Origin of the sequence: Parasediminibacterium paludis (assembly GCF_042651445.1) — a bacterium.
In the GTDB taxonomy this organism is placed as follows: Bacteria; Bacteroidota; Bacteroidia; order Chitinophagales; family Chitinophagaceae; genus Parasediminibacterium; species Parasediminibacterium paludis.
Genome location: NZ_JBHSDC010000028.1, coordinates 1 through 13,821 on the forward strand (window position 1 = coordinate 1; position 13,821 = coordinate 13,821).

General features: G+C 36.9%; 14 protein-coding genes. 7 read left to right on the forward strand and 7 right to left on the reverse strand.

The genetic code is table 11. From position 1 onward, the window contains the following. Positions 1–111: 111 nt before the first annotated feature. Positions 112–519, reverse strand: a complete 408-nt coding sequence (locus tag ACFOW1_RS13610; RefSeq protein WP_379014989.1) for an RrF2 family transcriptional regulator — start codon at positions 517–519, stop codon at positions 112–114. Between the two features lie 94 nt (positions 520–613). Here ACFOW1_RS13610 and ACFOW1_RS13615 point away from each other — a divergent pair, with 94 nt between their 5' ends. Beyond that, a complete protein-coding gene (locus tag ACFOW1_RS13615) occupies positions 614–1,141 on the forward strand; it encodes an outer membrane beta-barrel protein (RefSeq protein WP_379014991.1) in 528 nt (175 codons plus the stop codon). Between the two features lie 191 nt (positions 1,142–1,332). Here the strand turns inward: ACFOW1_RS13615 and ACFOW1_RS13620 are convergent, their stop codons facing one another. From ACFOW1_RS13620 to ACFOW1_RS13630, 3 genes are all read right to left on the reverse strand, one after another. Next, entirely contained in the window at positions 1,333–2,463 is a 1,131-nt protein-coding gene (locus ACFOW1_RS13620; protein ID WP_379014992.1) for a M42 family metallopeptidase, read from the reverse strand. Positions 2,464–2,561: 98 nt separating this feature from the next. Beyond that, the gene (locus ACFOW1_RS13625; protein WP_379014993.1) at positions 2,562–3,146 is read right to left on the reverse strand and encodes a hypothetical protein; all 585 of its coding nucleotides are present in this window, start codon (positions 3,144–3,146) and stop codon (positions 2,562–2,564) included. Between the two features lie 326 nt (positions 3,147–3,472). Next, the gene (locus ACFOW1_RS13630; RefSeq protein WP_379014994.1) at positions 3,473–3,931 is read right to left on the reverse strand and encodes a hypothetical protein; all 459 of its coding nucleotides are present in this window, start codon (positions 3,929–3,931) and stop codon (positions 3,473–3,475) included. A gap of 51 nt (positions 3,932–3,982) precedes the next feature. Between ACFOW1_RS13630 and ACFOW1_RS13635 the strand changes: the two genes are divergently transcribed. Continuing rightward, the gene (locus ACFOW1_RS13635; protein WP_379014996.1) at positions 3,983–4,957 is read left to right on the forward strand and encodes a LuxE/PaaK family acyltransferase; all 975 of its coding nucleotides are present in this window, start codon (positions 3,983–3,985) and stop codon (positions 4,955–4,957) included. A 52-nt stretch (positions 4,958–5,009) separates the two neighbouring features. On the opposite strand, the gene ACFOW1_RS13640 is transcribed toward ACFOW1_RS13635, so the two are convergent. From ACFOW1_RS13640 to ACFOW1_RS13650, 3 genes are all read right to left on the reverse strand, one after another. Then, positions 5,010–6,347, reverse strand: a complete 1,338-nt coding sequence (locus ACFOW1_RS13640; protein ID WP_379014997.1) for a TldD/PmbA family protein — start codon at positions 6,345–6,347, stop codon at positions 5,010–5,012. A 36-nt stretch (positions 6,348–6,383) separates the two neighbouring features. Further along, the gene (locus tag ACFOW1_RS13645) at positions 6,384–8,024 is read right to left on the reverse strand and encodes a TldD/PmbA family protein (protein ID WP_379014998.1); all 1,641 of its coding nucleotides are present in this window, start codon (positions 8,022–8,024) and stop codon (positions 6,384–6,386) included. A 264-nt stretch (positions 8,025–8,288) separates the two neighbouring features. Beyond that, complete coding sequence (locus ACFOW1_RS13650; RefSeq protein WP_379015000.1) at positions 8,289–8,639, reverse strand: hypothetical protein; 351 nt, start codon at positions 8,637–8,639, stop codon at positions 8,289–8,291. 363 nt (positions 8,640–9,002) lie between these two features. Here ACFOW1_RS13650 and ACFOW1_RS13655 point away from each other — a divergent pair, with 363 nt between their 5' ends. The 5 genes from ACFOW1_RS13655 to ACFOW1_RS13675 all read left to right on the forward strand — a co-directional run bounded on the left by ACFOW1_RS13655 (position 9,003) and on the right by ACFOW1_RS13675 (position 13,489). Then, positions 9,003–9,500 (forward strand): single-stranded DNA-binding protein, encoded by a 498-nt coding sequence (locus ACFOW1_RS13655; protein WP_379015001.1) that lies wholly within the window; start codon positions 9,003–9,005, stop codon positions 9,498–9,500. 177 nt (positions 9,501–9,677) lie between these two features. Continuing rightward, on the forward strand, positions 9,678–10,175 hold the full coding sequence (locus ACFOW1_RS13660; RefSeq protein ID WP_379015003.1) for a GNAT family N-acetyltransferase: 498 nt from the start codon (positions 9,678–9,680) through the stop codon (positions 10,173–10,175). Positions 10,176–10,211: 36 nt separating this feature from the next. Then, a complete protein-coding gene (locus ACFOW1_RS13665) occupies positions 10,212–11,288 on the forward strand; it encodes an Ldh family oxidoreductase (protein ID WP_379015005.1) in 1,077 nt (358 codons plus the stop codon). A gap of 154 nt (positions 11,289–11,442) precedes the next feature. After that, positions 11,443–12,939: a signal peptidase I gene (gene lepB / locus ACFOW1_RS13670; RefSeq protein ID WP_379015006.1), complete on the forward strand. Its 1,497-nt coding sequence runs from the start codon at positions 11,443–11,445 to the stop codon at positions 12,937–12,939. A gap of 73 nt (positions 12,940–13,012) precedes the next feature. After that, positions 13,013–13,489: a cytidine deaminase gene (locus tag ACFOW1_RS13675; RefSeq protein WP_379015008.1), complete on the forward strand. Its 477-nt coding sequence runs from the start codon at positions 13,013–13,015 to the stop codon at positions 13,487–13,489. Positions 13,490–13,821: the final 332 nt, after the last annotated feature.

Below are 13,821 nucleotides of genomic sequence, written 5' to 3' on the forward strand. Positions count from 1 at the left end.
TAACACACCTCCTCCCACGCCCTTCATCACTACACCACACTACACCAACACAAAATGCACCAATAAGTAGTAATGCAATAAGATAGGTATGAGTTTATGATATAAATATGCCTATTTTATTATTAAAGAAATATCAGCGACTGTTTTATTTTCTAGTATACTTAAGGTTGCATCTCTTACTTCTTTCATTACTTCGCTTAAACCACATGTTTTTTCGTCACAGTTTTTACATTGCTGGTAAAAATTTATACTAACGCAAGGCAAAAGTGCAATTGGCCCATCTATAAGACGCATTACACGCGCTAATTTTATTTTTGATGGGTTCTCATTAAAGAAATAGCCACCACCTTTTCCTTTTTTGCTGTCTAAAACACCCGCTTTTTTAAGTTCTAATAAGATGTTTTCTAAAAACTTTAGAGGTATATTTTTTTTATCAGCTATTTCAGCAATTAATACTGGGCCGTTGGCATCTTTTTGGGCTAAATACATCAATGCTTTAAAAGCATATTGTGTTTTCATTGAGAGCATAGAACTATAACATTTTATTACTGTAAATACTCGTGCAGTTACGATTATTATTGTTTTCTTTGAAAAATATTTATCACCTTAGATTATGCGTAAGATACAAAATTTATGTTTACTTGTTTTTTTGTTAGTAATTGGTAGTGCTAATTATGTAAATGCACAGGCACCTAAAGCCTTGGTATTTGGCAATTTTACAGTTGTTTCGCCACAAGGTACAGATTTTACAAAAGATTTCGCTAACGGCTTTGGTTTTGAAATTGGTGGAGGCCTTGGTATTGGTAAAACAATGATAATTGGTAGTGCTGGCTATATAAATTATCTAGCTGCTACGACTACAACGACATATGGCGATTTGAATGTGATACCGATTAAAGTTGGTTTTAGACGTTATTTAGTAGGGAAGCTATTTGTAAATGGGCAAATTGGTACGGCTATTGAAAGTTATAGTAAAGGCAATACAAGTGGTTCGAAGTTTTTATACGAGGTAGGTGCAGGTGTTAAAATTATTCATTTAATTGAAGTTGGCGCTGCTTACACTAGTTATCAATCTGCAACTACACCTACTATCAATTATAATACACTCTTATTTAAAGTTGGTTTTTCTGTTAAGTTTTAAACTGAATTTTTAAATTTCAAATGATAAAAGATCGCCAACTGGCGATCTTTTATCATTTGCAGGTTTTATTTAGCCGTGACACTATTTAATTAGTAGTAGTAACCTTGTACCTATATATAATTTAAATCAAAACTGTCAATAGCAGCTTAATGCTTGTTTTGCAGCTGGTCTACATAAATTCTATGCACTAATTATAAATAACTCAAATTGGTCGCAGGTGTTAATGCCAATAAGGTTTCGTACATGAGTTGTATCGTACTTTCGATATCATCTTTGTGAAGCATTTCTACAGTGGTGTGCATATAGCGCAAAGGGATAGATATTAATACACTAGGACAGCCATCATTAGCATATGCAAAACTATCGGTATCTGTACCTGTACTGCGACTAACAGTGCGCATTTGTAAAGGAATTTCTTTTTTCTCGGCTACATCTTGTACAAATTGTAATAACTTATTGTGTACCGCTGGGCCATAACATGGTGAAGGGCCTTTGCCACAAGCTACATCACCTTCTATGATTTTACTGATCATTGGTGTTTGTGTATCATGTGTCACATCGGTAATAATGGCAATATTTGGTTTTAATCTGCGTGCAATCATTTCTGCGCCACGAAGGCCGATTTCTTCTTGCACTGCATTTACCACATACAAACCATAGGGTAATTTTTTGTTGTTTTCTTTTAGTAAACGAGCTACTTCTGCAATCATAAAACCACCAACCCTGTTGTCCATCGCACGGCCAATATAATAACCGTTTGCTAGTTCATCGAACCCATCTTGATAAGTAACAACAGCACCTATATGAATTCCTAAAGCTTCTACTTCCTGCTTACTTCTAGCACCGCAATCAAGGCAAAGATTCTCAACTTTTGCAACTGGTTCTTTTGCTTCTGGATTGCTATAGCGTGTGTGAATGGCGGGCCATCCAAATACGGCTTTTACAGGGCCTTTTTTGCCATGAATAAACACACGCATAGCTGGTGCTATCTGATGATCCACACCGCCATTGCGTTTTAAATAAATTAAGCCCTCGGCAGTGATATAATTTACAAACCAACTGATTTCGTCGCAATGAGCCTCTATTACGACTTTAAAAGCTGCTTTTGGGTTAATTATACCTACTGCTGTACCATAGGGATCTACAAAGTATTCATCAACGAAGGGCTTTACATAATCTACCCAAAGTTTTTGCCCACCGCTTTCAAAACCCACGGGTGATGGTGTGTTAATATAGTTTTTAAAAAATGCCAATGAGGTTTCTGTAACAATTTTTTTGGTCTTCTCTTTCTTTTTTTCTACTTCTTTTTTAGCTTTTGCCATAATATTTATTTTAATACACGAATTAAGAACAATTAGACGAATTACACGAATTAAATAAATTGCGCGAATGAACGTGGACGATACAAATTATGCGCATATTAGAAATACAACATTGCTGTAATGCCACAAATAGATTTTACCAACAATAACCCATCTATAATTGCTAAATAGTAGAGAATACTTTTGCGACGATGCAAAGAATACGCTACTATAATGAGTAATACAAATGGTATGGTATTGATAAGAATACGTAACAAGGGAAACTGCCTTGATGTTGCGAACAGTATAAAGGTAGATAATCCGATGATACTCAATGGAATGATAATGTAAAAAATGGTTTTCCTTAAGCCTACACGTACCACAAAAGTTTTAAGCTGCTGGTTATGATCTGCGGCATAATCTTTTATATCGAACATAATACATAGTACCGTCACAAACATAAAATTTTTAATAAATAATAGTAAACTTAGTAATGTGATGTTGTAAGCCGTATTGTGAACAATATTATTATAAATAACTGGGTATACCGTAACCATTGAAGCCCATACAAAACCAATAACGAATGGTTTTAGCCAACCTAACTGTCTTAAATTTTTTGTAGTAAGTATGGGTAAATTAATGCCATAATATAGGGCAGCTATAATGGGCACAGCGAAGATAATCACCCACTCTTTGATAGACATATTGGGTATATGGGGCCAAATTGTAATTAACAATGTTACTGAGCAAAGGGCAAATACAATCGTTAAAATAATTTGAGACCATTGCATAGCAGCCTTGTGATATAAATACCACATTGCCCGTGTATTACGAGGATTTGCAACATTGATAGAAATATACGCGTATGTATAATACAGTGTTGTTGCTACGAAGACAGCTATATAATATACATATGTATTTAGTGACACAAATTGCTGCAAAGCCGCTTCAATAGACAATGTAACGGCGCATAAACCATAAAAATAGTTGCCAAAGAAAATTGCTTTTATAAGCTTGCTGTCATTTGGCATTATCTATTTAATAGAATAATTTTAGGAGATGCTACTGTATCACTCGTATTTCCAAGGGCATCTTTTACCCAGAAATAATAGTTTAAAGAATCGGTGCGTAATGCATTGCCCACACTATTTATGCAGCCATTGTAATAGCCACCACTTCCATATTGGAAAGTGTACTCGATATTTGCTTTTTGATTTTTAACACCATTATAGGTAGGTATAATGGCAAAACTCGTGTCTTTAGTAATATATGGACAAGTATAAAATTTTCTAGCTACAAACAGGGTATCGTTAGTAGTACTTGTTACGGCATCTTTTAAAACAAGATTAAAAGTAACAATACTGTTAAGAGAAATGGTCGTGGCTGTTACACTGCTAAAGCTTAATTGTGGCTTACCACCATTTGCCTCTTTGCTGCAAGCATTAATAACTAGCGTAATTAACAACAGTATCAATATTTTTGCCTTCATAAATCTCTAATATAGATTTCAAATTTAGTTATATTATTTCAACAGTTCATTGTGCAAGCAAACATCATTAACAATATTTTTTCACTTACCAATAATGCCTTTGATAGCTTGGCTACTGAAGTGTTTCAATTTCAATACCAACATAACAAAGTTTATGCTAAATGGTGCGATTTGTTGAAAGGTCAACAGTCAACGGTTGACAGGCGACCACCTTTTCTTCCCATTTCATTTTTTAAGAGCCATACAATTACTACAACGTTGTTTGAGCCGCAACAAATTTTTGAAAGTAGCGGTACTACGCAAACGATTAATAGCAAGCATTTGGTAAAAGATATAACCATATACGAGCAAAGTTTTATTAAAGCTTTCGAGTTATTTTATGGCAATATTAATGAATGGTGTATAATAGGATTATTGCCTTCTTATTTAGAGCGTAATAATTCTTCGTTGGTAATGATGGTAGATGCTTTGATTAAATTAAGCAACCATACTGACAGTGGGTTTTACCTAAATGAATTTGATAAGCTCACAAACACTTTACAGCATTTAGAAGCAAAACAACAAAAGACCCTACTGATTGGTGTAACGTTTGCCCTGCTTGATTTTGCCGAAAATTATGCTATGCCATTGCAGCATACTGTAGTAATGGAAACTGGTGGTATGAAAGGTAGAAGGAAAGAATTAACAAGAGAAGAAGTGCATGCCATTATTACTAATGGTTTAGGGGTAAGTAAAGTACATTCAGAATATGGCATGACTGAGCTATTAAGCCAAGCTTATAGTAAAGGTGATGGTAGATTTATCTGCCCACCTTGGATGAAGGTTTTGGTACGTGATGAAGAAGATCCGCTGAATATAAAAACGAGGGGTAAAGGTGTTTTAAATGTGATAGATTTGGCTAATATTTATAGTTGTAGTTTTATAGCTACAGAAGATGTAGGTGTAGTGCATGAAGATGGCAGTTTTGAAGTTTGGGGGCGGTTGGATAACAGTGATATACGTGGTTGTAGTTTATTGGTGGTATAAAAAAGTCCTCGTAGACACGAGGACCATTTTTGTAAGCAACTATTCTTTAAACCTAAACAGCGTCTGATAAAGAGCTGAACGTAAAGTCTTTAATCTTCATTGGTGGGATTAAATAGCTACGATACGATTCAACACTGATACTTCTTTCAGCTTTACCTAAAGCTTCCACATTATTCAACATAATGACTGGGCTTTCGTTAAAGCGGAAGTTTTTTACTGGATGTTTAATTTTTCCATTTTCTATGTAAAAGGTTCCGTCTCGGGTAAGGCCAGTGAGCAATAATGTTTGCGCATCTACTAGGCGTATGTACCAAAGACGTGACACCAAAATACCTCTTTCTGTACTTTTAATCATGTCTTCTACGGTACCACCATCGCCACCTTGCATAATAATATTACTAGGAAACGGTATTGGTTGTACACCTTTTTTCTCTGCCCAATATCTTGAATAACTTAAGTTTTTTACAATCCCTTTTTCAATCCAGTTGATTCTTTCCAAAGGCTGACCTTCACGACTCCATGTACTTCCAGGTAGTTCGGTATTAAACGGATCTGAGTAGATGGTTACTTTTTCATCCATTAATTGCTCGCCCAATCGGTTACCACCTCCCGGTTTGCTCATAAAGCTTCTACCTTCATCTGCAGTTCTTGCGTCAAAGCCTCTAAACATGTTTTCTAGCATATAAGTAGCGGCTACTGGCTCAAGAATCACTGTGTATTTACCTGGTTCAATTGCTTTTGCTGTAGCCGAACCATTGGCTTTTTGCGCAGCAATTTTAGTCGCTGTAAATGTATCGAGCTTGCTAATATCATTAAAACCTCTAGCAGCGTAGCCAGAGCCTGTGCCTTCTGCATTGCGGGTGGTTACAGAGAAAGTAACATCTGTATTTTTATCATAAGCATATAAACCTTTTGAGTTTAATACGGCTGTGAATGAAGTTGTATTTTCTAAAAAACCTGCTGCTTCCAGTTTGGCTTCTTTTGCTACAGCGATACTTTTTGCTACTAATTCTGCCCTAGTGGCAGGTGTGGCGGCAGCTGTTTTTTCATCGTAGCCAATCCCATCTTTAAAAGTAGTAGGCCCTAGCAGAGGCATTCTTTCAGGATTTTCGGGTGCTAGTTGCGCTAATTCTTCTGCGCGTCTTACCACTCTTTCTAACGCTGCATCGTCAAACTCGTTGATGTTAGCTGTACCAGATTTTTTGCCAAAAATAGAATTGACAGAAAGCGTCATGGTACTAATATCGCCTGATGTAGAAGCAGCATTACGCGCATAGCGAATATTACCGCCTTCGCTACCGTTTAATGTCACTTCGCATTCATCTGCTTTAGAGTACTTCAGTACTTTTTCTAGCAGTTTTTTTGCTTCTTCTTTATTTAAAATTGCCATTTATATATGATTAAATGATGTTAATTAATGGATTGATTACCCGATTTTTCTAGCTGTATTGATCACATTTACGCCATCAAACCGTGTGGTAGCGCTCCCATGCGATACAGCATTAGATTGTGCAGGCTGCCCTTTACCATCGTTAAATGCGCCACCTAAGCGATAGTCGCTTTCGTCAGCAACCGCACTGCAAGAATTCCAAAATTCTCTTGTGTTAGCTTGATAAGCCACATCTTTTAACATGCCTACAATTTTGCCATTTTTAATTTCGTAAAACAACTGTCCACCAAATTGAAAATTATAACGTTGTTGGTCAATAGAAAACGACCCATCATTAATAATGTATATACCTTTCTCTACATTTTTAATCATATCGTCTACGCTAAGTTTGTCTTTGCCCGGCATTAATGATACGTTTGGCATACGTTGAAACTGCACATCATTCCAGCTCTGCGCATAGCAACAACCTTGGCTTTCTTTTAAGCCTAAAATGTGTGCTTGGTCTCTTATCGCTTGAAAATTTACCAATACACCATTCTTTATAATATCCCATTGTTTAGTACCTACACCTTCATCATCGTAGCCCACTGCGCCAAGACTACCTTTTTGCAATTTGTCAGCAACAATGTTTACCTTATCGCTACCAAATTTAAAGTTGCCACTTTTCAATTTGTCCATGGTTAAAAAACTAGTACCTGCATAGTTAGCTTCATAGCCCAATACACGGTCTAGTTCTGTTGGATGCGCTACCGATTCGTGAATGGTTAACCATAAATGCGATGGATCTAAAATTAAATCATATTTACCCGGTTCTACAGATTTAGCATTTATTTTTTGATTAACTGCAGCCGTCGATTCAGTTACATCTTGAATAATATCGTAGCGGTTTTTGTAGCGTGTAATAATGCCACCTACTTTATCTGCTGCGCCTGCTGTTAAATATTCGTAGCCCATACCTACTGGCGAACTCAACGATTTTATTGTTTCAAACTTGCCCTGCGCTCTATCTATTTTGGTAATATTAAAGCTAGGAAACAAGCGATGAATATCTTGGTCAATATAACTACCATCGGTAGATGCAAAATATTTCTGTTCGTTAATGGCAAAAATGCTAGAGTTTACAAAGCTTGCACCACCCTTCATGGCTATGCCATTTACATTTAACAGCAAGTCAATTTTCTCTTTAATAGGCACTTCAAACGCATTTTTTTCAATAGGCGTTTTCCAACTTACTTCGCCGTAACCCTTTTGTGGTGCTAGTTGTACCGGCTCGTTCATAATTTTTGCATTCGCTTTTGCCACAGCTACAGCTCGTTCAGCAGTTTTAGAAACGCCTTCCTTAGTAACATCGTTGGTAGCAGCAAAACCCCAGCTTCCATTGGCCAAAACACGAATACCAACCCCAAAAGATTCGGCATTGGATACGTTTTGTACACGGTTTTCTCTGGTTGCAATAGCCTGGCTTAAGTAGCGACCAATTCTAATATCGGCATAAGATGCGCCTTTACTTTTAGCAGTGTTCAAAGCCACATCGGCCAACACTTTTTTAGCAGCAGCATCTATGCCCGGGGCAAGTAATTCGGCAACGTCAATAGGGTTGCCTAGCAAGTTGGTACTAGGCAGCATTACAGCGCCTAAGCCCATTGCAGATAGTTGTAAGAAGTCTTTACGTCTCAAAGTGTGGTCTCCTTCTTTTTGGTTAATGAATGATGGTTGTAAGATAACTAAAGTGATATTAGAACCTTAAACCGTTTATCATATTTTTTATGGTAGCCAGCTTTTGTAGTGCTATAATACTTCGGTTGCACACTACCGATAGCTATCGGTATGTACGTTCTGTTCGCTATTTAGCTTTTATCGTAGCGTAGGTTTTCTAGTAAACAACAAACCCATTTGATATTACAACAAATGGGTTTGTAATTATTATTTAACATTATGTAATTATTTCTCTAGCAAGCCGTCGGCTTTCCATTTATCAAATACTTGAATAGTAGAATCTGATAGTTTGGGATTACGCTGCGGCATAAAACCTCTTTCGCCTGGGTTAAGTTTTATTCTACGAATAATATCGTCAATGTCTTTGGTTACGGCTGCATAGGTAATATAGGTTTCTTTTCTACCCTGTGGTGGTATATGGCAAGGTGCACATTTAGTAGCAATAATGGGTTTAATATCTGTTTCATAAGTAAGTTTTACTATCTCAGGTGGCGGTTCTTGTAGTTTTTTAGTATGACTACAAAACTGGAATAATAGTGTTGTAATGAGCACTACCAATAAGCTGATTTTTTTCATGTGTCAATTAGGTTTGTTTTCAGGATTTAAAGATAAAAGCTTGAGAAGGTGTTCACTAACATAGATAGATAAAGCGTTAGACAGAATCGGTAGAAATGAGCTACATGATTTTTGCAAAGCAAATATAATATATTTATATTTATGTATAAATATGAGTTACTATTGATGAATATCATACGATTTAAGCTGAATATAGTATTTAACCGATGCAGTGTGCGACGCAACGAAGCTTAATTGAAAAGATGCAGCTGGTACCACAAAAATTAAAAATGTGGGTAAATGCTTAGTGCTAAATTAAAAGATTATTATTTTTTTCTTATTTTTATTCTCCTTATTTAATGCACAAACATAAATTTATTAGTTATGATTAAACTTAACGTTATTGGCCATTTGGGAAAAGACGCTGTGGTAAACAATGCCAACGGCAAATCCGTAATTAACTTTTCTATTGCACACACAGAAAAATTGAGAGATGCACAAGGCAACCAAAAAGATAAAACGATTTGGGTAGATTGTGCTTATTGGACGGATAGAGTAGCGATAGCGCCTTATTTAAAAAAAGGTACACAAGTATATGCAGAAGGTAGCCCAGATATAAGAACTTATACAACTAACGACGGTAGAAATGGCGCTACGTTAACGTTGCGTGTATTAAATATTCAGTTACTAGGTGGTAGAGCTGAAGGCGATACTAGTGGCGGTAATTACAATAATAATTATCAGCAAGCTGCGCCACAACAAAGTTACCAACAAGCACCACCACAACAGGTATACCAGCCACAACCACAGCAAAATTTTAATCGCCCTGCTGCACCATCGGCTGCTGAACTAACAGAACCTTTGGATGATTTACCATTCTAATTTTAGGTTTCTATCGATATCTTGGATGTTTACTGATTTTAATGTTGTATGAACATTTGCGATATTTGAATGACATTTTTTATACTTTATTTGCCAATTATATTTGATACTAAAATGGTTGCTGAAAAGTGACCATTTTTATTTTGCAAGTAATACCAGAACAACAATTTAGAAAGTATGGCTTTACAATTTTCTGATGCAGGGAAGGAAGACTTACCAAATATTGTAGCAATTTATAATAGTACCATTGCTAGTAGAATGGTCACGGCAGATACAGCGCCTGTAAGTGTAGAAAGCAAACTAGCATGGTTTCATGAACATAATCGTAATACAAGACCGCTGCTAATGGTGCATGATGATACCACTTTAATTGGTTGGATGAGTTTGCAAGACTTTTACGGTAGGCCTGCTTACAATGGTACAGCCGAAATCAGTATTTACATAGATGAAAAGCACCGCGGTAAGGGCTACGGCAAAAAAATATTGCAACATGCTATGGCTACCGCAGCTAATTATCAAGTACATACCTTAGTGGGCTTTATTTTTGCACACAATACACCAAGTCTCAAGTTGTTTGCATCACAAGGTTTTGAGCAGTGGGGTAATTTAAAAAATATTGCAGTGATGGATAATATAGAAAGAAGTTTAACCATCATGGGCAAGCGTTTATACTGATAAACTAATGCATAGCTCTACTAAAATAGTCAATTAATGGATCAAATATTTTCTTTCCAACATTTATATCAGTTTACCGAATCTGTTTTTATACAAATGGGTTGTAGTATTACTGATGCTGCAACTGCTACCAATGCGTTATTATCTGCCGATATTAGAGGCATTGATAGCCATGGCGTGGCCCGCTTGAGTGGTTATGTACGATTATGGGAAGCAAAGCGTATTAATACCACACCTAATATTCGCATTGTACACGAAACACCCTCAACCGCTGTCATAGATGGCGATGCAGGCTTGGGTTTAGTAGTGGCGCCATACGCTATGCAAGTGGCTATCGATAAAGCTAAAAATGTAGGTACTGGTTGGGTAAGTGTGAAAAATAGTAACCACTTTGGTATTGCGGGCTATCATGCCATGATGGCCTTGCAACATGATATAATTGGTATGGCTATGACCAATGCGAGTGCTTTGGTAGCGCCAACGTTTAGCATAGAAAAAATGTTGGGTACCAATCCAATTGCTGTTGCTATACCCGCTAATGAACAACCAGCTTTTGTGGCTGACTTTGCAACTACAACAGCTGCCAACGGCAAGCTAGAAATTTTACAACGCAAAAATGCTGATACGCCAGACGGTTGGGTGCAAGACAAAGATGGCAACACTACCAATGACGCAAATATTTTAAAAAAGCAAGGCGCTTTATTGCCGCTTGGTAGCGATAGAGAACATGGTAGTCATAAAGGTTATGCATTGGGAAGTATTGTAGATATTTTTTCAGCAGTGCTCAGCGGTGCTAGTTATGGCCCGTGGGCGCCACCTTTTCCTGCTTATATTGCTATGCCGGAGAATCAGCCAGGGCAAGGTTTGGGGCATTTTTTTGGCGCCATGCGTGTAGATGCGTTTAGGCCTGCCGATGAATTTAAAAGCCATATGGATAATTGGATTAGTAGATTTAGAAACGCAAAGCCTGCACCAGGCTATGATAAGGTACTAATCCCTGGAGACCCAGAACGTGAGATGTCTGCAATCAGAATGTCAGAAGGTATTCCTTTATTGCAATCGGTAGTGGATGATTTAACACAAGTGGGGGTTAAGTTTGGTGTTAGTTTATGATAATAGGGGCTGATAACATTGGTTTAAATAGTATTTAGTCGTATTCAATTCGTGCAATTCGACATTATTCGTGTAATGCAGACTTTTCTTAACAAATTAAATGCATACTATTGGGGTTGGATACCTTTATTTTTGTGACACTTAAAAAATACTCATGGGCATAATTTTATTTATTGTAGGTACAATTGGTTGGCATGTTGGTATGTATGGCATGTTTAAAAAAGCAGGGTTAGAACCTTGGAAGGCTTTCGTACCTTTTTATAATACTTGGTTAATAGTAGAAAAGTGTGAAATAAAGAAAACTTGGTTTTGGTTGCAATTAATTCCAATTGCTGGGCAGTTTATCACTATTTGGATTACCATTATTTGGGTAATGCACTTTAAAAAGGTAAATCTTATTGCACACACACTTACGGTGTTTCTACCGTTTATTTATTTCCCTTATTTAGGGTTTTCTGATAAAGAAAAATGGTATGGCAAAGAACCTTTAAAACATTATCACAAGCCTGTGAGTAGAGAATGGATTGATGCAGGGGTATTTGCCATTGTAGCAGCCACCATCATTCGCTCATTTGTGTTTGAGGCTTATGTAATTCCTACTGGTAGTATGGAAAAAACCTTACGCATTAATGATTTTTTGTTTGTAAATAAAGTGGCTTATGGCCCACGTATACCACAAACACCATTGGCTTTTCCATTTGTGCATAATTTTTTACCGTTTTCTCAAACGGCACCTTCTTACTTGAAATGGATACAATTAAAGTACGACCGCTTGCCGGGTTACACACCTATTAAGCGCAACGATGTGGTGGTGTTTAACTTTCCTGCTGGCGATACTATTATTAATGAAATTGGTTATGGTTCTGCTGTACCGTATTATGATGTGCTGCGCCAAGTGTATAAAGGCAATCGTGAAGCTTTATTGGCAGAACACGAAATATTGGTGCACCCAATGGATAAAACCGACAATTATATTAAACGTTGTGTAGCGATTGCTGGCGAAACAATACAAATAAAAGAGGGTTTATTGTATGTAAATGGCGAACCATCCCAGCCGTTTAAAGATGCACAAACAGATTATATTGTAAAAACAAATGGTACTGGTTTTACAGAAGAATATTTAAAAAATGAATTAAACCTTTGGCTGAAAGATGACGATAATTTAGAGTTTTCTAAACTCAGCGATTCTACTTATTCGCTAAATATGCGTGCTGAAGATGCTGAAAAAGTGAAAAAACTGCCTTTTGTTACAAGTATTGTAAGAATGCCAGTAGACCAACCAACTTATCCATATGATACATTCCACAATTGGACAACTGATAATTTTGGACCTCTTTTAATACCAAAAAAAGGTACGGTTATCACCTTAGATCCAAGCAATATCAACCTTTACAAACGCGCCATAGAAAACTACGAAGGCAATAAGTTTGAGACAGTAAACGGTAAATACATCATTAACGGTAAAGAAACCACTACGTATACGTTTAAATATGATTATTATTGGATGATGGGCGATAACCGCCACCGTAGCCAAGATAGTCGCTATTGGGGCTTTGTACCAGAAACACATGTGGTAGGTAAAGCATCATTCATTTGGTTTAGCTGGGAAAATGGCCCACGTTTTAGCCGTATTTTCAAATTTATTAAATAAGTGAATACTTAATGGTCAGTAAGTCACTGACTATTATCACATCAGCAAATTATAAGATTATCACATTGGGGTTATGACATCTAGTTTTGAATACGAAGTTTACGGCTCTATAAATGATTTAACGCCTGCTGATGCGGCTTTGCTTCTGCAAGCAAAAGAGGTAACGAAAGATGCTTATGCACCTTACTCGCAGTTTCATGTAGGGGCGGCTGCGAAGCTTGCTAATGGCGAAGTGGTGCGTGGTACCAACCAAGAAAATGCGAGTTATCCCGTAGGTATTTGTTCTGAAAGAACTTTGCTTTCTGTAGCAGCTACTTTATACCCAAATATGCCCATAGATACCATAGCTATTACTTATGATAATAAAAATGGTAGTAGCAACACACCTGCTTCACCTTGTGGTATTTGCAGACAATCATTAGCCGAATTTGAAACCCGTGTAAAACAGCCCATGCGCTTAATATTAAGTGGCCTAGAAGGTAAGGTATTTATTATACCAAAAGCGTCTTTATTGTTACCACTTGGTTTTGGAAGTGACGATTTGAAATAAGATTGTAGAATTTTTATAATAAACAAAAGAGCCCTCAAAAATATTGAGGGCTTTTTATTGAAGTTCTTATCCAACGAACCTCAATGGGGTATTTTTCTCGTTGGCATTTAGTCCAACGAACCTCGCTTGCGCTTTTTCCATCTTGACATTTTGCCCAACGAACCCCGTTTGGGTATTTTTCTCGTTGGTATTTTGCCCAACGAGCCTCGTTCGAGCATTTTCCACCTTGGTATTTTGCTCAACGAACCTCGTTGAACTTTTTTAAGTTTTTACCTTGATAAACAATAGTAAAACAAATCCGCCCAAAGCAATCAAGCTTTGGGCGGTCGTTC

Excerpts from the sequence above, each read along its gene's own strand:
- ACFOW1_RS13610 (WP_379014989.1), bottom strand. The coding sequence starts at position 519 with ATGAAAACACAATATGCTTTTAAAGCATTGATGTATTTAGCCCAAAAA.
- ACFOW1_RS13615 (WP_379014991.1), top strand. The coding sequence starts at position 614 with ATGCGTAAGATACAAAATTTATGTTTACTTGTTTTTTTGTTAGTAATT.
- ACFOW1_RS13620 (WP_379014992.1), bottom strand. The coding sequence starts at position 2,463 with ATGGCAAAAGCTAAAAAAGAAGTAGAAAAAAAGAAAGAGAAGACCAAA.
- ACFOW1_RS13625 (WP_379014993.1), bottom strand. The coding sequence starts at position 3,146 with ATGTCTATCAAAGAGTGGGTGATTATCTTCGCTGTGCCCATTATAGCT.
- ACFOW1_RS13630 (WP_379014994.1), bottom strand. The coding sequence starts at position 3,931 with ATGAAGGCAAAAATATTGATACTGTTGTTAATTACGCTAGTTATTAAT.
- ACFOW1_RS13640 (WP_379014997.1), bottom strand. The coding sequence starts at position 6,347 with ATGGCAATTTTAAATAAAGAAGAAGCAAAAAAACTGCTAGAAAAAGTA.
- ACFOW1_RS13650 (WP_379015000.1), bottom strand. The coding sequence starts at position 8,639 with ATGAAAAAAATCAGCTTATTGGTAGTGCTCATTACAACACTATTATTC.
- ACFOW1_RS13655 (WP_379015001.1), top strand. The coding sequence starts at position 9,003 with ATGATTAAACTTAACGTTATTGGCCATTTGGGAAAAGACGCTGTGGTA.
- ACFOW1_RS13660 (WP_379015003.1), top strand. The coding sequence starts at position 9,678 with ATGGCTTTACAATTTTCTGATGCAGGGAAGGAAGACTTACCAAATATT.
- ACFOW1_RS13665 (WP_379015005.1), top strand. The coding sequence starts at position 10,212 with ATGGATCAAATATTTTCTTTCCAACATTTATATCAGTTTACCGAATCT.
- lepB (WP_379015006.1), top strand. The coding sequence starts at position 11,443 with ATGGGCATAATTTTATTTATTGTAGGTACAATTGGTTGGCATGTTGGT.
- ACFOW1_RS13675 (WP_379015008.1), top strand. The coding sequence starts at position 13,013 with ATGACATCTAGTTTTGAATACGAAGTTTACGGCTCTATAAATGATTTA.